The sequence below is a fragment of the Ruegeria sp. C2 genome, assembly GCF_056537765.1.
This window is the reverse complement of the sequence record NZ_JBQFRZ010000007.1, coordinates 30,630-51,178: the sequence shown is the minus strand read 5'-3', so window position 1 is coordinate 51,178 and position 20,549 is coordinate 30,630. Positions and strand designations below refer to the sequence as shown.

18 protein-coding genes are annotated in these 20,549 nt (G+C 59.8%); 6 read left to right on the top strand and 12 right to left on the bottom strand.

Going from position 1 to position 20,549, the window contains the following annotated elements; all coding sequences use genetic code 11:
* Window position 1: 1 nt before the first annotated feature.
* The 6 genes from ACR0IV_RS17465 to ACR0IV_RS17440 all read right to left on the bottom strand — a co-directional run bounded on the left by ACR0IV_RS17465 (window position 2) and on the right by ACR0IV_RS17440 (window position 5,309).
* Entirely contained in the window at window positions 2–748 is a 747-nt protein-coding gene (locus ACR0IV_RS17465; RefSeq protein WP_480659965.1) for an SDR family oxidoreductase, read from the bottom strand.
* Window positions 749–802: 54 nt separating this feature from the next.
* Window positions 803–1,222, bottom strand: coding sequence for an alternative ribosome rescue aminoacyl-tRNA hydrolase ArfB (arfB, locus tag ACR0IV_RS17460; RefSeq protein ID WP_480659966.1), 420 nt, complete (start codon window positions 1,220–1,222; stop codon window positions 803–805).
* Window positions 1,223–1,485: 263 nt separating this feature from the next.
* Window positions 1,486–2,133, bottom strand: coding sequence for a queuosine precursor transporter (locus ACR0IV_RS17455; RefSeq protein ID WP_480659967.1), 648 nt, complete (start codon window positions 2,131–2,133; stop codon window positions 1,486–1,488).
* A gap of 91 nt (window positions 2,134–2,224) precedes the next feature.
* The gene (locus tag ACR0IV_RS17450) at window positions 2,225–3,109 is read right to left on the bottom strand and encodes an esterase-like activity of phytase family protein (protein WP_480659968.1); all 885 of its coding nucleotides are present in this window, start codon (window positions 3,107–3,109) and stop codon (window positions 2,225–2,227) included.
* Window positions 3,082–3,945, bottom strand: a complete 864-nt coding sequence (mepA, locus tag ACR0IV_RS17445) for a penicillin-insensitive murein endopeptidase (RefSeq protein WP_480471528.1) — start codon at window positions 3,943–3,945, stop codon at window positions 3,082–3,084. The genes ACR0IV_RS17450 and mepA overlap by 28 nt, the downstream gene beginning before the upstream one ends.
* Window positions 3,942–5,309 carry an MFS transporter gene (locus ACR0IV_RS17440; protein ID WP_480659969.1) on the bottom strand — a complete coding sequence of 456 codons (1,368 nt, stop codon included), beginning with the start codon at window positions 5,307–5,309 and terminating at the stop codon, window positions 3,942–3,944. Before ACR0IV_RS17440 ends, mepA begins: the two co-directional genes overlap by 4 nt.
* A 129-nt stretch (window positions 5,310–5,438) precedes the next feature.
* Between ACR0IV_RS17440 and ACR0IV_RS17435 the strand changes: the two genes are divergently transcribed.
* The 3 genes from ACR0IV_RS17435 (at window position 5,439) to yaaA (ending at window position 8,648) form a co-directional block, all read left to right on the top strand.
* Entirely contained in the window at window positions 5,439–5,726 is a 288-nt protein-coding gene (locus tag ACR0IV_RS17435) for a YggT family protein (RefSeq protein WP_480471526.1), read from the top strand.
* A 78-nt stretch (window positions 5,727–5,804) separates the two neighbouring features.
* The gene (gene recQ, locus ACR0IV_RS17430) at window positions 5,805–7,844 is read left to right on the top strand and encodes a DNA helicase RecQ (protein WP_480659970.1); all 2,040 of its coding nucleotides are present in this window, start codon (window positions 5,805–5,807) and stop codon (window positions 7,842–7,844) included.
* Window positions 7,845–7,877: 33 nt separating this feature from the next.
* Complete coding sequence (gene yaaA / locus ACR0IV_RS17425) at window positions 7,878–8,648, top strand: peroxide stress protein YaaA (RefSeq protein WP_480659971.1); 771 nt, start codon at window positions 7,878–7,880, stop codon at window positions 8,646–8,648.
* Between the two features lie 111 nt (window positions 8,649–8,759).
* Here yaaA and ACR0IV_RS17420 read toward each other — a convergent pair whose 3' ends face one another.
* The 5 genes from ACR0IV_RS17420 to ACR0IV_RS17400 form a co-directional block, all read right to left on the bottom strand.
* Entirely contained in the window at window positions 8,760–10,970 is a 2,211-nt protein-coding gene (locus tag ACR0IV_RS17420) for a response regulator (RefSeq protein ID WP_480659972.1), read from the bottom strand.
* 64 nt (window positions 10,971–11,034) lie between these two features.
* Window positions 11,035–13,077 (bottom strand): hypothetical protein, encoded by a 2,043-nt coding sequence (locus ACR0IV_RS17415; RefSeq protein WP_480659973.1) that lies wholly within the window; start codon window positions 13,075–13,077, stop codon window positions 11,035–11,037.
* A complete protein-coding gene (locus ACR0IV_RS17410; RefSeq protein WP_480659974.1) occupies window positions 13,074–15,836 on the bottom strand; it encodes a DUF4159 domain-containing protein in 2,763 nt (920 codons plus the stop codon). Before ACR0IV_RS17410 ends, ACR0IV_RS17415 begins: the two co-directional genes overlap by 4 nt.
* Window positions 15,833–16,708, bottom strand: coding sequence for a DUF58 domain-containing protein (locus ACR0IV_RS17405; protein WP_480659975.1), 876 nt, complete (start codon window positions 16,706–16,708; stop codon window positions 15,833–15,835). The genes ACR0IV_RS17410 and ACR0IV_RS17405 overlap by 4 nt, the downstream gene beginning before the upstream one ends.
* The gene (locus tag ACR0IV_RS17400) at window positions 16,705–17,712 is read right to left on the bottom strand and encodes an AAA family ATPase (protein WP_480471519.1); all 1,008 of its coding nucleotides are present in this window, start codon (window positions 17,710–17,712) and stop codon (window positions 16,705–16,707) included. The genes ACR0IV_RS17405 and ACR0IV_RS17400 overlap by 4 nt, the downstream gene beginning before the upstream one ends.
* 64 nt (window positions 17,713–17,776) lie before the next feature.
* On the opposite strand from ACR0IV_RS17400, the gene ACR0IV_RS17395 reads away from it, so the two are divergent.
* Window positions 17,777–18,355, top strand: a complete 579-nt coding sequence (locus ACR0IV_RS17395; protein WP_480659976.1) for a DUF1285 domain-containing protein — start codon at window positions 17,777–17,779, stop codon at window positions 18,353–18,355.
* Here the strand turns inward: ACR0IV_RS17395 and ACR0IV_RS17390 are convergent.
* Window positions 18,313–19,287 (bottom strand): DMT family transporter, encoded by a 975-nt coding sequence (locus tag ACR0IV_RS17390; protein WP_480659977.1) that lies wholly within the window; start codon window positions 19,285–19,287, stop codon window positions 18,313–18,315. The two genes, ACR0IV_RS17395 and ACR0IV_RS17390, sit on opposite strands and share 43 nt — an antisense overlap.
* A 179-nt stretch (window positions 19,288–19,466) precedes the next feature.
* On the opposite strand from ACR0IV_RS17390, the gene ACR0IV_RS17385 reads away from it, so the two are divergent.
* Window positions 19,467–20,222 carry a hydroxypyruvate isomerase family protein gene (locus tag ACR0IV_RS17385; protein ID WP_480659978.1) on the top strand — a complete coding sequence of 252 codons (756 nt, stop codon included), beginning with the start codon at window positions 19,467–19,469 and terminating at the stop codon, window positions 20,220–20,222.
* A gap of 73 nt (window positions 20,223–20,295) precedes the next feature.
* On the top strand, window positions 20,296–20,526 hold the full coding sequence (locus ACR0IV_RS17380) for a DUF2798 domain-containing protein (RefSeq protein ID WP_480659979.1): 231 nt from the start codon (window positions 20,296–20,298) through the stop codon (window positions 20,524–20,526).
* Window positions 20,527–20,549 lie beyond the last annotated feature (23 nt).

Below are 20,549 nucleotides of genomic sequence, written 5' to 3'. Positions count from 1 at the left end.
ATCAGATACATCGTCCTCCGTCCACTTCGAGGGCCGCTCCGGTGATCATGCTGGCTTCGTCCGAACAGAGAAAGCAGGCGGCGTTGGCCATGTCTTCTGGGGTCGAGAAGCGGCCCAGCGGAATCGTCGACAGGAACTTGGCGCGGATTTCGGGCGTGTCTTCGCCCATGAAGGATTTCAGCAGAGGGGTTTCTCCGGCAACCGGGCAGATCGCGTTGACGCGGACGCCGGAGGGGGCCAATTCCACCGCCATGGTTTTGGTTGCGGTGATCATCCAACCTTTGGAGGCGTTGTACCAGTTTAAGTTGGGACGCGGCGATAAGCCAGCCGTTGAAGCCACGTTCAGGATCGCACCGGTGCCCCGCGCTTTCATCTGCGGGACAAAGGCGCGGGCGGTCAGGTAAACCGATTTCATATTCACATTGAAGATGCGGTCAAAGTCGGCTTCTTCGACCTCTTCAAGTGGGGTGGGCAGATGAGTCACGCCTGCGTTATTGACCAAAATGTCGAGATGGCCAAAGGCGGTGTCGACCGCATCCGCCATCGCTTGCACCGACTTCGCCTCGGCCACATCCACCTGCTGCGCGATGGCGCCCGGCCCGTGCTGTTTTGCCTGAACCTCGGCCGCGTCGCCATTGATATCGGCGATCATGACCCGCGCCCCTTCGGCCAGGAATTTCTGCACGATACCGGCACCAAAGCCGGATGCGCCGCCGGTGACGATTGCGGTTTTTCCCTCTAACCTCATGATCTTGCTCTCCCTTGTCGGGTCAGACTAGCAAGGCCGCGCGAAGTTACCAGATTAATCTTCCGAGATTTTGCCCCGCAACGCCTTTACGTCAGAGCGCGCTTTTTTTGCCGCCAGCCGTCGTTTGACCGAGCCATAGGTGGGTTTGGTGGCAATCCGGCGCTTGGGTTTGACCAATGCGCGGGTGATGAGTTCAGCCAGCCTCGCACGGGCGATTTCGCGGTTGCGGGCCTGCGAGCGGGTCTCTTCGCATTGAATGATGATTGCACCATCTTTGGTCCAGCGCCGACCGGCCAGACGTTTCAACCGGCTCTTGACCGGATCAGGCAATGAAGGCGAGCGCGCGGCCTCGAACCGCAGCTCAACGGCGGTGGAGACTTTGTTGACATTCTGCCCGCCGGGACCGGAGGAGCGTACAAAGCTCTCGGTCATTTCCCAATCCTGTAAGGCGATATCGTCGGTGATGCGCAACATGGGGCAGACCTTACAAGCCGCAGATGGAAACAAAAAGGGCCGCCCCGGCGGGACGGCCCTTCGAAAGTTCAGGAGGTCGGGTCGGTTAGATCAATCGACCAGCCGGAGCGAGCGCTCCGCCAAGGGCTGCCTTAACAGGCGATCCCCCCGGTTGTTCCGACACCTCTCTCCAATCTCTTTCTCGACACTGGATCACCTCCTTTTCTATCTGTTGCGGTTAACAAGGAGCGTGACACAAGTTGTGCCAATCTCAAAGAACTTTTTTACGCAGGCTGTGCAGCGGTCAGACGGGCGACGATCACCTTGAACGGGATCAGCGCGATCAGGGCCAGCGAGAGTTTTACCAGCCAGTCAGCGAAGGCCAGCGTCACCCAAAGCGGTGCCATCGGGCCGGACAGCATGAAGGGCACCGGCTCCCACGCCCAGTTGATCGCGGCATCAGCGTTTGCGCCGAAGAAGGTGACCGAGGCCGAGAAAGCCAGCGTAAAGAAGATCGCGGTGTCCAGCGCCGATCCGACCAGCGTTGAAACCAGCGGAGCACGCCACCAGCGACCACCGCGCAGCGAATTGAACACGGTGACGTCGGTCAGTTGCGCGATCAGGAAGGCGGTGCCCGAGGCTACAGCAATCCGCAACGGTACGGCGGCATAGGTGAAGCCGTCGCCCTGCAGCATGATCTGGCTGCCAATCAGCGAGCAGATGATACCGGTGACAAACCCTGCGAACACGACCTTGCGGGCCGGACCTACGCCATAGACACGGTTCATGATGTCAGTGACCAGAAAGGCCAGCGGATAGGAGAAAGCACCCCAGGTCAACAGACCGTCAAGGATCAGGAACTGGACCAGAATGTTCGAGGCCACAACGATAGCGGCCATGGCAATGATGCCGGGAATATAAGAGCGTTGCATTTACAGATGCCCGTTTTGACAAGGTAGCGGCGACTTGGCCCCGGGCTCATCCCAAGGCAAGCCGTGCGTTTAGACCTTTGGCATTGCCCTGTCAATCAGGCAGCAGATATTCCACCAACTCGGTGCGCTGCAGCGCCAGAAAGTTGTCGTCCGAGATCATTGTGGCCCGGAGCCGGTTGCGATCGTCACGCCAGACCGACAGGCCTTCGAGGTTGTCATGAGTGCCGGTGCTTGTTTCAAACAGAATTTCTTCGGCAATGGGTTGATCACGATCGATCTGCCAACGCCGCAACCGGGATCGGAATCCGATCAGAGCAACCTTTCGCTCCAGCAAATAAAAACGGCCATCTGGGCCGAAATCGGCTGCGACCGGCAGAAATCCGTCGCGTGGCGCTAGCATGAAAGGCGTCGACCACGACAGACCATCCCAGCGATAGACGGGAATTTCGCCGCGTGCCGTTCGGCTTTTTTCAGGCAGGGTGTACAAGCGGTCTTGCTCATCCAGCGCCAATGCCTCGAACGAGCCGTTGATGTCGAGGGTTTGAAACTCTCTGGGGCGCGGCAATACCCGTGCCCGCGCATTCGGTCCGGTATAACGGGCGACGCGATGCACCCCTTCGAACGAGATGTAATGGCTACCATCTGGCGCGAGGGCAATCCCCTCGGAATCTCCGGCACGCCCTTTCATCCTGCTGCCATTGCTGGACAGGACAGGCCATTGGCCGTGGATTTGGATTCCGATGATCCGATCCCCTTCTCGATCGATATTCGCGGTCACCAGTCGGGCGCGATCGCTGACTGCAATCATATGCCGCCCGTTGTCCGAGATATGGATGGCCGAAAACCCGCCGAACCAACCGGCATCATGACGCCAGGCGAAACTGTCCAAGGGCGTTGCGGTCTTGATATCGACAGCCCAAGCGATCCCGGCCAGCGCCAGCCCAACAATCAGTTGGATTGCAAAACGGATGCGCATTGTTGCGGCAGATCGGCCAGGCGGTATTCACGGCGTTTCTTCGGCGGTGGCGCGTTCGGATCGGGCGGCGGCGGGTTCAGGATATTCTGGACCCATTGCTGCGCCTCGGCGCAACCGTCGCCCTTGGGCGGCGGGTCCTGATTGACGCAACCGCGCGACCCCTTCGGGCAGTTCAGGCGCACGTGGAAATGATAGTGATGCCCCCACCACGGCCGGATTTTGCGCAGATAGGCCCGGTTCCCCTTCTCGTCCTTGCACATCTGCACCTTGGCACCGGGGAACACGAAAATCCGCGCGACGCGCTTATCTTTGGCGGCTTCACGCAACACCGCATGATGCTGCTTGGTCCAGTTGCCGTTCACGAATGCACCATTGGATCGGCGCAGGGAAATCGACGAGATATTCTCGCGGGCCTTACGGCTGAGGCGCATATCATTGCCGGGCAGCATCCAGATATCGATATCCAATCCCAACTGGTGAGATCGATGGCCCGAAGTCATCGGCCCACCCCGCGGCTGGCTGATATCCCCGATATAGAGACCATTCCAACCCGGCTGTTTCGCGGCAAAGCGGCTAAGGTCCTGCACATAGTCGATCGCCTGAGGATGCCCCCAATTGCGATTGCGCGACAGGCGCATGGCCTGCCATGTCGGACCCGTTTCAGGTAATTGCACCGACCCGGCGGCGCATCCGCGCGAATAACTGCCGAAAGCGGCAGACTTCTGCTGCGACCCCACCTTTTGGGACCCGAACAATTGCTTCGCCAGGGGTTGCGCCCCTGCGGTGCCTGCCAATGTCAAAGCGGCCAAAACGGCCAGAAAACGTAGTAAAATCATCTGCTCTGATCCCCTTCCGGTTTCACCCAGCGCATCAGGACTAGACCCAGAATAAACAACAGAATGATCGGTGACACCCCCAGACGTGCACTGCCGGTGACAGTTGTGGCAATTCCGATCAGCAGGGGTGCTGCAAAGGCGGTTGCACGGCCTGACAAACCATAGAGTCCGAAGCTTTCGACCGGCGTTTCGGGATCGGTATGACGCACCATCATCGAACGGCTGGCGGATTGCAGAACCCCGCCCATCCCGCCGATCAGAATACCGCATCCAAAGAACACCATATCCGGCAGCCCCGAACCTTCGGGCAAAGCGATGCCATAGATTTGCGTCCGGTCCATCAAAACCACGGTGAGGCAGACGAAGATCAGCACCCAGATCGCCACCAAAATCACCGGTTTAGGGCCGTATTTTCGGTCCATCTTGCCACCAATCCACGCAAAAATGGCCGAGGCCAGAACGCTGACAATTCCGAATACACCGATCTTGATAAGGTCCCATTCGAGCACCAACCGCGCATAGACGCCGCCAAAGCTGTAAAGCCCGTTCAGCGCATCGCGGTAGAACATCGAGGAGCCCAGATAGGTCGCCAGACTGACCCGATGACGCAACGCGGCCACGGATTTGCCGAGCAGGCGCAGCGCGTCTCCCAAACTGCCCTGTTTGTTGGCCTCCGGATCGTCACGGACCCACAGAAAGTACGGCACCATGAACAGCATGAACCAGCCCGCAGTGAACGGCCCGACAAACCGCGTACCCTCTTGCGCGGCAGCATCCAGCCCGAGGATTGGTGCGATTCCGATCAAGGTCTTGCCATTGGGCTGCTCAACAAACAGCGCCAGCATGATGGCCAGCGACAACAGCCCTCCGAAATAACCGAAGGCAAAGCCCGAACCCGAGATCTCGCCCACCTCATTGTCGTCACCCAGATCGGGCAGCTGAGAGTTGATGAAGATCAGAGCATATTCCGCACCCACAAAGCCCAGACCAAAGGCCGACAGCATCAGCCACATGTTCGAGCCATCGGGCATCGTGTACCACAACGCGGCAGACCCCACCGCGTACATCACCGAAAACCCGAGAATCCAAGGAATACGCCGACCCGAAACATCCGCCATCGCGCCCAGCAACGGCGCGCCGAACGCGATGATCAGCCCGGTGATGGTCAGGCAGTTCGCCCAGACCGTCTGTGCCTGCGCCGCGGCTGTATCAGTGTCTAATCCGGTATTTGCGTAATACTGCGCGGCGACCCCTGCGAAAAAGGGGCCAAAGACAAAGGTCACCAGCAATGTATGGAACGGCTGGCTGGCCCAGTCGAAAAACCACCAGCCCCAGATGCGCTTGCGCTTGGAAATCTCAGCCATCTCTGCCCCATATTATTGTTGCTTTCATAAGACGAGGCTTTCAGCAGATGCGCAAGCGCTGAGTGCGCCGCACTTGCTCTTTGTGGCTGTGACGCTTAGGTCTCAGGGCAATTGACGAACGGAGTGCCCATGCTGTCGCTGATCCAAATCCTTCTGCTGATCCTGGACATTGTCTGGTTCATCATCCTTGCACATGTGATCATGAGCTGGCTGATCAACTTCCAGGTGCTGAACCTGCACCAGCAACTGGTGGCGCAAATCTGGTACGGGCTGAACCGCATATTAGAGCCTATTTATGGACCCATTCGCCGCTTTCTGCCCAATATGGGCGGGCTGGACCTGACGCCGCTGGTGGTGCTGATCGCGGTCTATGCGCTGCGGATTATCCTGATCAACAATGCGGTCTATTTCTACTGACCTCTTGTTCACCGAATCTTAGTATGTGATGGTCCTGTCTTAAGAGCAGATAAACCATAAAACAGGGCCGCCCCGCACATGTTCGACTCCGCACCCTTGTTGCGAGACGTCTTTGGATTCGACGCCTTCCGCCCCGGGCAGGAAGAGATCGTCGATGCCGTGACCACGGGCGAAAACGTGCTGGCCATCATGCCCACCGGGGGTGGTAAATCCTTATGCTTCCAACTGCCCGCATTGCTGCGCGACGGGGTCACGGTGGTGATCTCTCCGCTGATCGCGCTGATGCGGGATCAGGTTCGTGGGCTGCAGGAAGCCGGGGTTGAGGCGGGTGCTCTGACCTCTGGCAACACGCCCGAGGAAACCGATGCGGTATGGGAGGCGCTTGAGGCTGGGCGGCTCAAGCTGCTCTACATGGCTCCGGAACGTCTGGCCGCTGGATCGGCCTTGGGAATGCTGCGGCGGATCAATGTCAGCCTGATCGCCGTGGATGAGGCCCATTGTGTCAGTCAGTGGGGCCACGATTTCCGCCCCGATTACTTGCGGATCGGAGAGCTGCGGCGCGCGCTGAATGTGCCGCTGGCCGCGTTTACCGCCACAGCGGATGCCGAGACACAGGACGAGATTGTCGAAAAGCTGTTCGACGGCACGGAACCGCGCAAATTCTTACGCGGGTTCGACCGGCCCAATATCCATCTGGCCTTTGCTGCCAAGGACGGGCCGCGCAAGCAGATCCTCGACTTCGCAGCAGCCCGCAAGGGGCAATCCGGCATCGTCTATTGCGGAACACGCAATAAAACCGAAGTGTTGGCGCAGGCGCTGCGTGCCGAAGGGCACACCGCCTGCCACTATCACGGCGGGATGGAGCCCGACGACCGGCGCATCGTCGAAACTCGCTTTGCACGCGAGGACGGTTTGATTGTCGTCGCCACCGTGGCCTTTGGCATGGGCATCGACAAACCCGATATCCGCTGGGTCACCCATGCGGACCTGCCGAAATCCATCGAAGCCTACTATCAGGAAATCGGCCGCGCGGGCCGGGATGGTGGCCCCGCCGAAACCCTGACCCTGTTTGGCCCTGACGATATCCGCCTGCGCCGGTCGCAGATCGACGAAGGGCTCGCGCCGCCGGAACGGCGCATGGCCGATCACGCCCGCCTGAACGCTTTGCTGGGTCTGGCTGAGGCTCTGGTCTGCCGCCGACAGGCATTACTGGGCTATTTTGGCGAACAGGCGGAACCCTGCGGCAAATGCGATCTGTGTGAAACGCCGCCCGAAGTGTTCGACGGTACCACCCCGGTTCGAATGGCCTTGTCTGCAATCTTGCGTACCGAAGAATGGTTTGGCGCAGGTCACCTGATCGACATTCTGCTGGGCAACGAAACCGATAAAATCCGCGCCCGCCGTCACGATGCCTTGTCCACCTGGGGCATAGGAAAGGAGTGGTCGCGCCCGCAATGGCAGGCGATCTTCCGGCAGATGATGGGCCACGACCTTGTCCGTCCCGATCCCGAACGGCACGGCGCGTTGCGTATGACCGAAGCGGCGAAACCGATCCTGAAGGGCGAGGCACAGATCAATCTGCGCAAGGATACGATCCGCAAGGCCACCCGCCGCCCCGCGGTCAAGGCCATGGTCGCCGAAGAAGATGCGCCGCTATTGTCAGCCCTGAAAGCCAAACGCCGCGCTTTGGCCGAGGCCGCACGGGTTCCCGCTTATGTCATCTTCCCCGACCGTACTCTGATTGAAATGGCCGAAAAACGCCCCATGACGCTGGACGACATGGCTCGGGTCGGCGGTGTGGGCGCGAAGAAACTGGAACGCTACGGCGACACCTTTCTTGAGGTGATTGCCGGAGAGGCCGAAGTGCTGCATCCGGCGCGCCGCAAACTGGCGGGTCGGGATCAGGGTGAGATCTACGATCAGCTTTTAGCCGTGCAGAACGATCTGGCGCGTGGACCAGCAGGCATCGACAAACCTCTGACCTGTTCGGCCTCGCAACTGGCCAAAGTGGCACAGCTGCGCGCGGATGATCCGCGCGGGATGGAGCAGGTATTGGGCGACCGACGTCACGAAAGGTTTGGGGCCGCCTTTCTGGACGTGCTGCGTCAGGCGAGCTAGATACAGCCCATCAGGCAAGGAAAGAGGGCGGATATGCTGGTAGTGATTTCCCCGGCCAAGCGGCTGGACTGGGCTGAGCGCGATATCGAAGTGACCCAACCCGACTTCCAAGACGATGCGATCCGATTGTCCAAGACAGCGCGAAATCTGACTTTGGGTGACCTGAAGAAGCTGATGGATCTGAGCGATGATCTGGCCCGGCTGAACCGCGACCGCTATCGCGCATTTTCGGACGCACCGGAAGCAGACACCACACGCCCCGCGGCCCTGGCCTTTGCAGGCGACACCTATCAGGGCCTTGAGGCCGCGTCCCTGGATACCGATGAGATGGCCTGGGCGCAGGATCACCTACGTATCCTGTCAGGTCTATATGGCGTGCTACGCCCACTGGATGCGATCCAGCCCTATCGGCTGGAGATGGGCAGCAGGCTGAAAACCCGGCGCGGCAAGAACCTCTATGAATATTGGCGGGATCAACTAAGTAAGGCACTGAATGCGCAGGGCGCGCAGATTGGCGCGGATGTTCTGGTGAATTGCGCCAGTCAGGAGTATTTCGGAGCGGTAGACCTGAAGGCGCTAAAACTGCGAGTGATTACGCCGGTGTTCATGGAGGACAAAGGCGGGACCCCGAAAATCGTGAGCTTCTTTGCAAAGAAAGCACGCGGGGCGATGGCGCGATATGTCATTCAGCATAGGCTGAACGATCCAAAAGGATTGCTGGATTTTGATACGGGCGGATATGAGTATCGCCCTGAGCTGTCGGAAGAAGACAAGCCGGTTTTTGTACGCCCCTATCAGGCCTGATTTTCTGTGGGTGTTGAGGGCGGAGCGAGGGGCCAGCCCCTCGCGCTCCCCGAGATATTTATAGCCAGATGAAGAACGGATCGAAGCATACAGCTCTGCCTGAATGCGAGCCTAATTGGCAGGTTCGGAGTCTTTGGACACCGGATGAGCGCCGTCTGGACAGTAATTCACGATCATCTGATGGATCAGCCTTTTGTGCAAAGGTTTGGTCAAATAGTGATCCAGCCCTGCGGCCAGAATACTCTGATCGTCCCCGGCCATGGCGTGTGCGGTCAATGCGACAATGGGAACATGGCGGTCAGTTCCGATTTCACGCCGTCGAATTTCGGTTGTTGCTTCTTTGCCGTCCATCTTGGGCATTGAGATATCCATGAAGATCAGGTCCGGGTTGAATTCGATGGCAGCCTCAACCGCCTCCAACCCGTTGGAGACAAATTTCAGATCGATGTTCAGATCTTTCATCATCTTTTTCAGAATCAACTGATTGGTTCGATTGTCCTCAGCGGCCAGAACACGCATCCGCCTTTGATCCGGAGTACCGGGCTGTGCGTTTGTTCGGACCTCAGCGGGCCCACCATGAGCCGCTTCGAAGCCGGGCGCGCCCAGGGCAAGAAGCCGGGAATAAAGCTCGGCGCGGGGGATTGGTTTTTGCAGAACACCCTCGATCAGATGTTGAGCCGGATCGGCATGGATGACGCCCGGGTTGGCAGACATCACAACGATCGGTAAATCCCCCCATCCTTTTTCACGCAGGGTCGTGGCCAATTCCAACCCATCCATGTCCGGCAAATCATGATCGCACAGGATCAGGTCCATGCTTGCATCCACCAGCGAGAGCGCCTCGGCCCCCGTGGCGCAAACTGATACGCGCGAGCCGAGGCGCCCCAATTGCTTGGTCAGAATGGCGCGGTTCACCGCGAGATTTTCGACCACCAAAACATGGCGTAAGCGCCCGTCCAGATCGGGCGGGGCGGGCTGCGGACCTTCGGCCGTTGGCAAGGAAATACGAAACCCGAAGCACGAGCCTTTGCCCACCTCACTTTCGACCCAGACCCCGCCGCCCATGATGGTGATCAGGCGTTTGGTGATGGCAAGCCCAAGGCCCGTGCCTTCGAACTGACGGTTCTGCGCATCCTCAACCTGATTGAATTCACCAAAGATATGAACAACCTTGTCAGCTTCGATGCCGATACCGGTATCCTCGATCGCCACATGGATATCGCAGCTTTGGCTGCTGGTATCCGGCACGCCGGTAACCCGGATAAGCACATGACCCTGCGTGGTGAACTTGACCGCATTGCCCACCAGATTGGTCAAAATCTGCCGAATCCGCCCCGGATCGCCGACAAACAGCGTCGGCAGGAACAGGTCGTAATCCACCAGCAACGTCAGCCCCTTGTCGCGCACGCTGGGTTGCAACAGCATCGCCACTTCAAGAATGCAGCGTTCCAGATCAAACTGTTCGGGGTGCAGGGTCAGCTTATCAGCTTCGATCTTGGAGTAGTCCAGAACATCGTTGATGATGACCAGCAACGCCTCTCCCGAATTGCGGATCGTGCTGAGATAGAGCCTCTGTTCCTCGTTCAGCGGGGTTTCTGTCAACAGCTCGGTCATGCCCACGATGCCGTTCATTGGCGTGCGAATCTCGTGGCTCATATTGGCCAGAAAGGCGGATTTGGCACGGCTGGCAGCCTCGGCGCGTTCACGGGCCGCGTTCAACTCGGCCTCGTGCCGGACCGAAGCGGTGATGTTCAGCGCCAGGCTCAGGACATCGCCGCCGTGACCACGTTGGTCGATCAGCCGGATGTACTGGCCGTTCCACAATTGTATGACCTCGGGTTCGGGATATGGTTGAGCCCAACGTTCCAGCATTCGGGCCTGCCAGTCGGTCATCGACTCGGAGCCGATATCTACGATCCCTTCGTGAGTCAGGATTTCCAGAATTCGCGCGTAGGTGATGCCCGGCGCGACCTCTTCCAGCCCGTCAAACACACTCAGATAGGCCGCATTTGCCCCGATCAGGGTGTTCTGGCCGTCAAAAAACGCAAATCCATCGGGAATTGTCTGGATCGAGTGCCACAGGCGACGTTCTGCAACCTCGACCTTGGCATTGGCAACGGTCAGGTCTGATTTGACCTTTTCGTTTTCATCGCGAACCGTCGCCACCTCGGCCTGAGTCTGGTCGATCTGCCGGGTCAGGGCGATGGCATGGCGGCCAAGTTTGCGATTGGCCGCAGACAACTCAGCCTGCTTCTGCTGCAACAACCGTTCGGCGGCAAGGCGCGCGCGCCGTTCCTGCGCCAGTTTTTCTGCAAGACTCATGAGGCTTCCCGCACTGCTTCGGGCACAGCATGGCTACAGAGCGTGAAAAAGTGCTTAAACGACTCTAGCGCCGTCCCTCGCGCAGCCAGCCAGCCAACAGGAAACCTCCTGCCAGTAGCAGCACCAGCCAGGGTGGCAGCAAACCAGCCTGTGTGACGTCTCGGGTCTCGTAGGCGTTTCGCGGGGTCAATCCAATCCAGCCACGCCCCGCCGCGGGACGACCTGCTCGGACATTTCGGATCGACGGCAACCCGTCTTCGACACGGACCGCCCCACCGCGCAGAGCCGCCAGCGTCGGGCTGAGAATCTCATCGGTTGCGATTGTGCGTTCGAACTCTTTCGGGGCGGCTGGACCAAGACCGATCACCGCGGAATGCTCGCCTTCCTGCAGGCGATAGAGGCCGATCTCAGGTCCGAAATACTGCGCCTCGAACCGGCCCGGAGACACTTCGTTCAGCGTGATCTCAAGCGTTTCGCCATTGGGACGTGTGACAGTGACCGGACCAACATCATCTGAGAGGGTCTGACGGATGATGCGCATCGACTGGCCATTGGCTTCGGCCCATAGCGCCTCTTCCTCGAGCTCGGGTTCTCTCATCATCCAATGGGCCAGCCGGCGCAACAACTCCAGCTGTGGACCACCACCTTCGAAACCACGGCTCCAGAGCCAAGCGTGATCCGAGGCAATCAGCGCCACGCGTCCTTCGCCCACGCGATCCAGCACCAGCAAAGCGCGATCATCCACGCCGGACATCAGCACATCGCCAGATCGTTGCCTTACATCCACCTGTCGCAACCATGCGCCCCATTGCTCGGCATCGCCCAATTCCGTGGTCACCGGGTGGCGCTGGCCCAGGTCGGTAACCATGGGCACATAGCGTTCTTCAATGACACGCGCGGTGGGCTGTGCGGGGATCATGGGGCCAAGCGGTGAGCGGAAGATACTGTCAGCCGTTGCGAAATCGGGCCCGGCATTGATCAGCACCGCGCCACCGTCGTTGATATAGTTGGTGACGTTGTCCAGATAGATTGCGGGCAGGATACCACGCCGTTTGTACCGATCGAAGATGATCAGGTCGAAATCATTGATTTTCTCCAGAAACAGCTCACGCGTCGGGAACGCGATCAGTGAAAGCTCATCCACGGGCACGCCATCCTGCTTTTCCGGCGGTCGCAGGATAGTGAAATGGACCAGATCGACCGAGCTGTCGGATTTCAGCAGGTTGCGCCATGTGCGACCACCCGGATGTGGCTCGCCCGAAACCAGCAGGACACGCAGGCGGTCCCGCACCCCGTTCATCTGGATCAAGGCCGTGTTGTTTCGGTCGGTCAGTTCCCCCTCGGCCTCGGGCACGGTGAACTGGATGACGTTTCGCCCGCCATGCGGCAATGTGATCGGCAGTTCGACGTCCAGACCGATGGGAATGGTGAACTGCTCGGGCTCGGCCCCGTCGACCGAAATCTCAAGCGGCGCTGTGGCGACACCAGCAGGGGCCGCCCCAGTATCCTCGACACGCAGCGTCAGAGTGACGGGTTCTCCGATAATGGCGAAGGCAGGGGCATTGCGCACGACGAGACGGCGATCCCAATCCATTTCCCGCCCGGTCTGCAGCAGGTGCATGGGGGCAGGCAAATCCGGGGCCTGATCGGCGTCGTGAACGATACCGTCCGAGACAACGAGCACGCCAGCAATCCGCGCACGAGGCTCTTCAGCCAGTGCCGCGTTCAAGGCAGCCATGACCTGCGTGCCTTCGTCCCCGTCGCCATCGCCAACCTTGATCCGCCGCAGCTCGGTATTGTCTCGGGATTCTATGTCTGCTGCGAGGGCGTCGGCGGTCTGCATCGTCTGCTCAGCCCGGTCCGAGAGCTTCTGGCTGGCACTTTCATCTTCGATCATCAGCACGATATCGGTCAGCGGAGCGCGATCCTCGACCTGATAGACCGGACCGCTGAGCGCCGCGAGAACGACCAGAGCCGCCAATCCTCGCAATGCCCATCCCGACAAACCACGCCAGAGCGCCAGCACAACACCGGCGAGCGCGATTGCTGCGACGGCGACCAGGATTGGCCACGGTATCAGCGGATCGAAGATGACGGTTCCGGTCATTGTCCCAACCTGTCCAGAAGGGCGGGCACGTGGACTTGATCGGATTTGTAATTCCCGGTCAGCACATGCATCACCAGATTAACGCCAAAACGATTGGCCAGCTCCCGCTGTCGTTCCCCTGCATAGCCCCGACCCACGGGCAGGAGGGATTGGCCGTTGCGATCTACCGCCCAGGCTCCGGCCCAGTCATTGCCGCCGATCACCACGGGCGTCACATTGTCATTGAGATTGCGGAACGGCATCCCCTCAATCTGCTCGGCATCGGGTGGCGCGGCCTCAACCCAGACCTCGGTCCCGGAATAGCGACCGGGGAAATCCTGCAGCAGGTAGAAGGCGCGGGTCAGCACATGATCACGTGGAACTGGCTCTAACGATGGGATATTCAACGGCGCGGCCAGCTGTTGCAACTTGCGCCCATTAGGGCTGGACGCCCCGAAACCAGCGATATCGGCGTCGCGGGTGTCGAACAGGATCATTCCCCCAGACCGCAGATAGGCGTTGAGCTTGGCATAAGCCTCGATCGAGGGTTGCGGCTGATCGGGTGAGATCGGCCAATAGAGCAGCGGGAAGAACGCAAGCTCATCCCGTTCCAGATCGACCCCAATCGGATCGGCAGGTTCCACCGATGTGCGATAGTGCAGTGTCTGCACAAGCCCACGCAGCCCGGCCAATGCGATATCGTCCACCTGCGCGTCCCCGGTCAGCACATGAGCCAAAACCAGTTCCTGCGTTGCACTCAGCGCGAAATCGGTATCGTCAGGCGTCTGTGCCTGCGTATCCGGCGCGATCAGCAATGCACCCAGCGCAACTGCTGTTGCGCGCGCCAGACCCAGTCGCCCGGATAGCGCGAGCGAGGCGATCACATCAATCGTCAGCAATACAAGGGCAAGGCTGAGCAACAGACCCGCCAGCGGTGTCTCGGTAGTGATCTCCTGCCCGCGGATGGGGACGTCAGCGGGCCAGACCACCGGCGTCAGCACAGCATCCTCGGGCAGTACATTCCGTGCCAGTTTCTGCTTGCCGCTCTCGTAGAGACCCGGGCGCAGGTCTGGTCCGATCTGGCCTGAAACCAGCTCAACCCCATCCACTCCGGGCAGTGTTCCGGCATCAGTCAAAGTGCCGAAGCCGTCCAATATCTGGACCGGCTCCCACACGGTGCCCTGCATTTGAGCCTCTTGCCGCGATTTGGCCGCCGACGCGACGGCGAGCCGATCCAGCATCTCGACAAACAATCCGGACAGCGGCAGGCTCGACCATTCGGCATCCGCCGTGACATGGAACAGTACCACTTGCCCCAATCCCAAAGGTTTGCGTGTCACCAAAGGTGTGCCATCAGACAACGACGCAATCACCCGATCTGCCAGATTAGGGTCTGGTTGCGCCATAACTTGTGTGGTCACCGATACGTCCGCCGGAACCTCCAACCCATAGAAGGGCGAGTTTTCAGGGAACGGCGCCAGCCCCTTGGCCTCACCCCAGCTCATGGCACCGCCGACCGACCGTCCACCGCTGCGCAGGCGGACCGGCAACAGAATATCTTCTTCATCGCGGCCCAGATCGCTGGCCGCCATCCGGGGGCCTGCAAAGCGCAGCAACAGACCGCCCTGTTCGACCCATTCGATCACACCGGCCTGCTCGGCCTCGGACAGTTTGGCGACGTCAGCCAGCACAATCACATCGGGGTTGGCTGGCAGAACTTCGGCCAAGCCGCCTTCGACAAAATCTGCGGTCGGGATCAGCACCTGGGTTAGATAGTGTAGCGGCGATAACAGCTCTAGACCCTCGCGGTTCAGAGTGCCCGCAATCAACGCCACCTCACGACGCCGCAGGCTGTCATCCGTCAGCGTGACGGCACCGGCAGAGCGCTGACCCTGTAGTTCGAACCGGGTAATGCGTGCGCGCAGTTCGGATGGCAGTGCCAGATCGATTTGCGCCTGATTAGAGCCGTTTTCGAACTCCAGCGGCGTGGATTGCAGCACGCGCATCGCGCCCGCGGGATCGCGCCCTTGCGCCAATACGGTGACACTTTCTGCCGTGCCTGGGTTCGCGCGCAATACATTGAGCGCTATCGCACCGTCCTGATATGTCGCAGGCAGGATCGCGGTCACGGGAGCGGAGGATTGATAGACAATCACATCCCCTCGCGCTTGCAGGGCGGACGTCAAACGATCATGGCCAGCATAGGAAAGACGGTCGCTAAACCAATGGGTGTCAAAACCGCCGTCTGCCTGCTCAAGCGCAGTCAAGGTTTGGTCGATCTGCGCCTCGGTGGGTTGCCAGGGCATCGGTGTAAGGCCCGGCAAACGTCCGCGCCACGCCTCAGCGGCTTGGAATACGGGGGGCTCAGGCTCGGTCAGTCGTAGGATCGAAACAGGGCGGCCGGCACGGCCAGCCTCGGTCAGTTGTATGTCGATCTGGTCCAGCGTTGATGACCAGCGCGTCGCACCTGCCCAGCTGGCATCCAGTACCAATAGCAACGGCCCAGATCCGGTCTCATCACGCGAAGGGTCCAGTACCGGCCCCGCCAACCCGATGATGATCGCCGCCGCCGCCAGCATCCTGAGCAGCAACAGCCACCACGGCGTGCGGTCCGAGACGCTTTCGTCATCCTTCAGACCCAACAGCAAGGTGACCGCCGGGAACAAACGGCGGATAGGCGCAGGCGGGACGGCACGCAGGATCAACCACAGGATCGGCAGGGTCAAAAGACCCAGCAGCACCCATGGTGCGGTAAAGCCGATGCCCGCCAGAACCGTCATTGCGCACCCCCATCCAAGGCGCGATAGAGCCACAATAGAGCCGATTGAGCACTGTCACCGGTGTGATGGAGCCCCATCTGCCAACCGGTCGCACGACAAAGCTGCGTCATCGCGTCCTTACGCTGCGCAAGGCGATCCAGATAACGATCACGCAGGTCTGCGGCTTTCAGCGTTTCATGCCGGGCGGTGCCGCCGACACTTTCAAAGATGGTACGGCCGGCATAGGGGAAGGATTCTTCGCTGGGGTCCAGAACTTGCAGCAACACGCCGCGCACACCCCGGTCGGCGGCTTTGGTCAGCGCAAGCTCGACCTCATCCAGGGGCCCAAGGAAATCCGAGATAAACACCGCACGCGCATGCGGGATCATGGCGCGGTGTTCTGGTGGTGCGTAATCGGTTTGCGTGTCCTCAGACCAGGCCTGCGCCAGCCGAATGATCTGAGCATTCCCCCTGCGTGGGGGCAGCGTCGTGCCAGTGAGGCCAACGCGCTCACCACCGCGCCCCAGCAGGATTGCCGTCGACAGTCCCAGCAGGCGCGCACGATCGGCTTTGGTCGGCAAGCGCTTGTCCGAAGCAAACCGCATCGACGCGCCCTGATCGACCCACAGCATGATCGACTGCGCAATCTGCCATTCCCGCTCACGCACAAACTGCTGATCCCCACGGGCGGAGCGGCGGTGGTCAATCAAGCGACGACTGTCACCGATCTGCGCAGGGCGATATTGCCAGAAATCATCTCCCAGACCCGAGCGTCTACGCCCGTGATCGCCCAATAACACGGTTCCGGCCAAATGCTCGGCGCGCGCCAACAGGGGCGGCAGCCGGGACGCTTCGGCCTCGGAGCGTTCGCGTAGGGTCTGGGCGGCGTTCACGCCGCAGCCTCAGTTCGGACCAGACCAGCGGCGGTGGACTCGATCAGGTCAGAGAGGCTGTCGCCGCGTGCCCGTGCCGCAAAGTTCAGCGCCATACGATGACTGAGAACCGGGCGGGCCATGGTCAGCACGTCCTCGGCATTGGGAGCCAGACGGCCCTGCAGCATTGCATTGGCGCGCACGGTCATCATCAGCGCCTGTGCAGCCCTTGGACCGGGGCCCCAGGCGACGGTTTCCTTCACCCGCTCGGACGCGCCCACCTCATCCGGGCGGAAGGCGCGGACCAGATCGAGGATCAGTTCCACAACCGATTCCCCCACCGGCATCCGACGCAGCAACACCTGTGCGGCCAGTAATTCCTCTTTGGTGAAGATTTGATGCGCCTCTGCTTCCTCGACGCCCGTTGTGGCCAAAAGGATATCCCGCTCAGTCTGACGATCCGGGTATTCCACATCGACCTGCACCAGAAAACGGTCCAGCTGAGCTTCGGGCAACGGATAAGTGCCCTCCTGCTCAATCGGGTTTTGGGTTGCCAACACGTGGAATGGAACGCCCAAATCCCGATCCTCACCCGCAACCGTCACCGTACGTTCCTGCATCGCTTGCAACAGCGCCGATTGGGTTCGTGGGCTGGCGCGGTTGATCTCGTCCGCCATCAGTAGTTCACAGAAAATCGGGCCGGAGATAAATCGGAAATGGCGGCTGCCATCCTCAGCGGTATCCAGAACCTCAGACCCCAGAATATCGGCTGGCATCAGGTCAGGTGTAAACTGGATGCGATTGCCATGCAGGCCCATCACGGTCGAAAGCGTCTCGACCAGTCGTGTTTTCCCCAGTCCCGGCAAACCGATCAACAATGCGTGACCGCCGCACAAGAGTGCAGTCAGCGTAAGGTCCACGACCCTCTCCTGCCCGATAAAGCGACGGGTGATCGAGGATTTGGCCTCTTGCAGCTTGTTTTCCAGCGCTTCGATCTCGACGACGAGGTCGGCAGGTTCGGACATGAGGTTCCCTTCCGTGGACTGTTATGCTTGAAGTGTATCGCGCTGAGAGGAAATGGCAAAAGCTATGAGCGGACAAAAACCCGTGACACCTTCACCGGATGGTCTGGCGGCTTCGGTCAAAGCGGCCAAAACGCGGGGTTTGCCGCCCGTTCACCTGTGGAATCCTCCGTTTTGCGGCGATCTGGACATCAGGATCGCAAAAGATGGCTCATGGAGTTATCTAGGGTCGCCCATCAATCGGTTCGAGCTTGTTAAGCTATTTTCTTCAATTCTTAAGAAAGAAAACGACAGGTATTACCTGGTAACCCCGGTCGAGAAGGTAGGAATCACCGTCGAAGATGCGCCGTTCATCGCCGTCGACTTCGAGCAAGACGGTGAGGACGAGGCACAATGCCTGACCTTCACGACACAGGTGGGCGACACAGCCATCGCCGGGCCCGACCACCCAATCCGAGTTGTCTTTGATACGGAAACGGAAGAGCCCTCACCCTATGTATTGGTTCGCGCCAACCTTGAAGCGCGCATTGACCGCAAAAGCTTCTACCGTCTGGTTGAGATCGGCAGCCATCACGACGGTTGGTTCGGCGTTTGGTCAGACAGTCAGTTTTTCCCTCTGATCGCGTCTGACGCACTGGGGGATTGAACCGGTCTGGGTTTACGGTCCTGCGCCAGAACCACCGCCAGCGCTACAAGCGCCGCGCCCAGCGCGCGTGTCCAATTCCAGTCCTCGCCCAGCGCCATCATGATTACCATCACGTAGAACGGCGCGATGTTGATATGGAACGAGGCCAATGCGACCCCCAGTTTTCCAACCGATGCTATGAAGAAAAACTGGCTCAGGCCCAATGAGAACAGTGCGTAGAACACCAACATACCCATCTGCGCCACATCGACGGGTCGTGTAGGCATGACCTCTAACCCCAGCAATCCGGCTAATGGCACCAGAATGGCTGCGGTCGACAATCCTCCGACCAGCGTAATGGTGCTACGACCCAATTGGCTAAGCTCGGGAAAGTCGCGCGCGGTGGCCATGCTGGCCCAACAAAACAGCGCGGTAGATACCACTGCGCACATCGCGCCCAGTCCTAATTGCGCCGGTGCCACCGCGCTGGTTGCAATCAGGCCGCCAATGATTGAGATTACCAATCCCAGCGCAAAGCTCCAGCGCAATCGCCGCGTTCCCGCCGCAAGCTCCATGATCGTCGCGATCAAGGGCGCACACGAGGCGATGATGGCTACGGTAACCGGGTCGGTCAGCTTCTGCGCCACAAGGATCAGGAACATCCCCGACCCAAGCCCGAAACCGCCTACCAGGAAGGCATGCCCCCAACGGGCCCGCAATATCTGAGCCGGTCCGTCCAGAATCAGCCAGATTGGCACCATGACCAACACTGCCAAAGACATCCGTGCCGCGAACAGGGCGATCGGTGGCCAGCTTTGCAATAGAATCTCAGCCGCCGGGAAACCCGCCGCCCATGTCAGCATCGAAGCCACCGCCAACGTATTGCCGGTGAACGCGGTCTGTCGACCGTCGGATACAGCTATATTGGTCCCGCGCGCGGGTTCAGGGCTCATGGCCATCGTAATCAGACCTTGTTGTTGGCGCGGCCCTCGCAACGGGATACCGCGTAAGCCTGATGGTTCCTGATTCGAAGCTCTTTATCTGGCCGATTTTCGACAATCTGTCGTTTTCAGTCTCTTTCCCACAGCAGACGTGATCGATAGTCTTCTCAGAACCAGAGGCCAGAAGCCCCATGCCCAGATTTGCCGCCAATCTATCACTGCTGTTTGCAGAACTGCCCTATCTTGACCGGTTTCCTGCCGCCGCTCAGGCCGGGTTTACGGCTGTTGAAATTCTCTTCCCCTATGACCTCGCGGCCAAAGAGACCCGCCGCGCGCTGCTGGCCAGCGGGCTTGATCTGGTGCTGATCAACGCCCCGCCTCCGAACTATGCAGGCGGTGAACCGGGTTACGCTGCCATGCCCGGCAGCTCTGACCGGTTTCAATCCGATATCCGGCGCGTTCTGCGCTACGCGGATGTGCTGCGGCCGGAGATGATCCACGTTATGGCCGGATACGCTTCCGGCCCCGAGGCCTTGAGGTGTTTTGTCGAGAACCTGCAATGGGCCGCTGACCTCGCGCCGGCACAGCAGTTCACGATCGAACCGCTCAACCCCGTATCGCAACCCGGTTACTTCCTGAACAATTATGATCTGGCCGCCGAGGTGCTGGACCGCGTCGACCGCGCAAATGTCGGCCTACAATATGACAGTTTTCATGCACAGATGATCCACGGCGATGCGCTGGCGATTTGGCACCGTTTTCAGCCCCATATTGTCCATGCACAGATCGGGGCTGCGCCGGATCGCTCGGAACCCGGGCCGGGTACAATGGACTTTCCCGCGTTGTTTGCTGCGATGGACCAGTCGGATTACAGCGGCTGGGTCAGCGCCGAATACAACCCCTCAACCCGGCGGACTGAGGACTCACTGACTTGGATAAAGTATTAAACCCTACATGAACGCTGGATTTTCAGACTGAAATGGCGCAATTGAGGGCATCGACACGCCAAGGATGCCTCGCATGATATCTGCCCGCTATGCCAATGCCCTGTTCGCCTTGATCATGTCCGGCCTGATGTCCTGTGTCGTCACCGGCATAGCCACGCTCAAAGCTATCGGCTTCAGCCCTTCAACACTCGGAGACTGGATGGCCTCTTGGGCCTTTTGCTGGCCCATCGCCTTCACCGTCATCCTGACACTCGGCCCATACGTAAAACGCCTGATCGCACGCCTGGTCAGGCCAGAAGCCTGACCCGCTGCAAAGAGGGCCCGCAG

Bases quoted from the DNA above. Each gene is read 5' to 3' on its own strand.
- ACR0IV_RS17465 (WP_480659965.1), bottom strand. From the start codon at position 748: ATGAGGTTAGAGGGAAAAACCGCAATCGTCACCGGCGGCGCATCCGGC.
- arfB (WP_480659966.1), bottom strand. From the start codon at position 1,222: ATGTTGCGCATCACCGACGATATCGCCTTACAGGATTGGGAAATGACC.
- ACR0IV_RS17455 (WP_480659967.1), bottom strand. From the start codon at position 2,133: ATGCAACGCTCTTATATTCCCGGCATCATTGCCATGGCCGCTATCGTT.
- ACR0IV_RS17450 (WP_480659968.1), bottom strand. From the start codon at position 3,109: ATGCGCATCCGTTTTGCAATCCAACTGATTGTTGGGCTGGCGCTGGCC.
- mepA (WP_480471528.1), bottom strand. From the start codon at position 3,945: ATGATTTTACTACGTTTTCTGGCCGTTTTGGCCGCTTTGACATTGGCA.
- ACR0IV_RS17440 (WP_480659969.1), bottom strand. From the start codon at position 5,309: ATGGCTGAGATTTCCAAGCGCAAGCGCATCTGGGGCTGGTGGTTTTTC.
- ACR0IV_RS17435 (WP_480471526.1), top strand. From the start codon at position 5,439: ATGCTGTCGCTGATCCAAATCCTTCTGCTGATCCTGGACATTGTCTGG.
- recQ (WP_480659970.1), top strand. From the start codon at position 5,805: ATGTTCGACTCCGCACCCTTGTTGCGAGACGTCTTTGGATTCGACGCC.
- yaaA (WP_480659971.1), top strand. From the start codon at position 7,878: ATGCTGGTAGTGATTTCCCCGGCCAAGCGGCTGGACTGGGCTGAGCGC.
- ACR0IV_RS17420 (WP_480659972.1), bottom strand. From the start codon at position 10,970: ATGAGTCTTGCAGAAAAACTGGCGCAGGAACGGCGCGCGCGCCTTGCC.
- ACR0IV_RS17415 (WP_480659973.1), bottom strand. From the start codon at position 13,077: ATGACCGGAACCGTCATCTTCGATCCGCTGATACCGTGGCCAATCCTG.
- ACR0IV_RS17410 (WP_480659974.1), bottom strand. From the start codon at position 15,836: ATGACGGTTCTGGCGGGCATCGGCTTTACCGCACCATGGGTGCTGCTG.
- ACR0IV_RS17400 (WP_480471519.1), bottom strand. From the start codon at position 17,712: ATGTCCGAACCTGCCGACCTCGTCGTCGAGATCGAAGCGCTGGAAAAC.
- ACR0IV_RS17395 (WP_480659976.1), top strand. From the start codon at position 17,777: ATGAGCGGACAAAAACCCGTGACACCTTCACCGGATGGTCTGGCGGCT.
- ACR0IV_RS17390 (WP_480659977.1), bottom strand. From the start codon at position 19,287: ATGAGCCCTGAACCCGCGCGCGGGACCAATATAGCTGTATCCGACGGT.
- ACR0IV_RS17385 (WP_480659978.1), top strand. From the start codon at position 19,467: ATGCCCAGATTTGCCGCCAATCTATCACTGCTGTTTGCAGAACTGCCC.
- ACR0IV_RS17380 (WP_480659979.1), top strand. From the start codon at position 20,296: ATGATATCTGCCCGCTATGCCAATGCCCTGTTCGCCTTGATCATGTCC.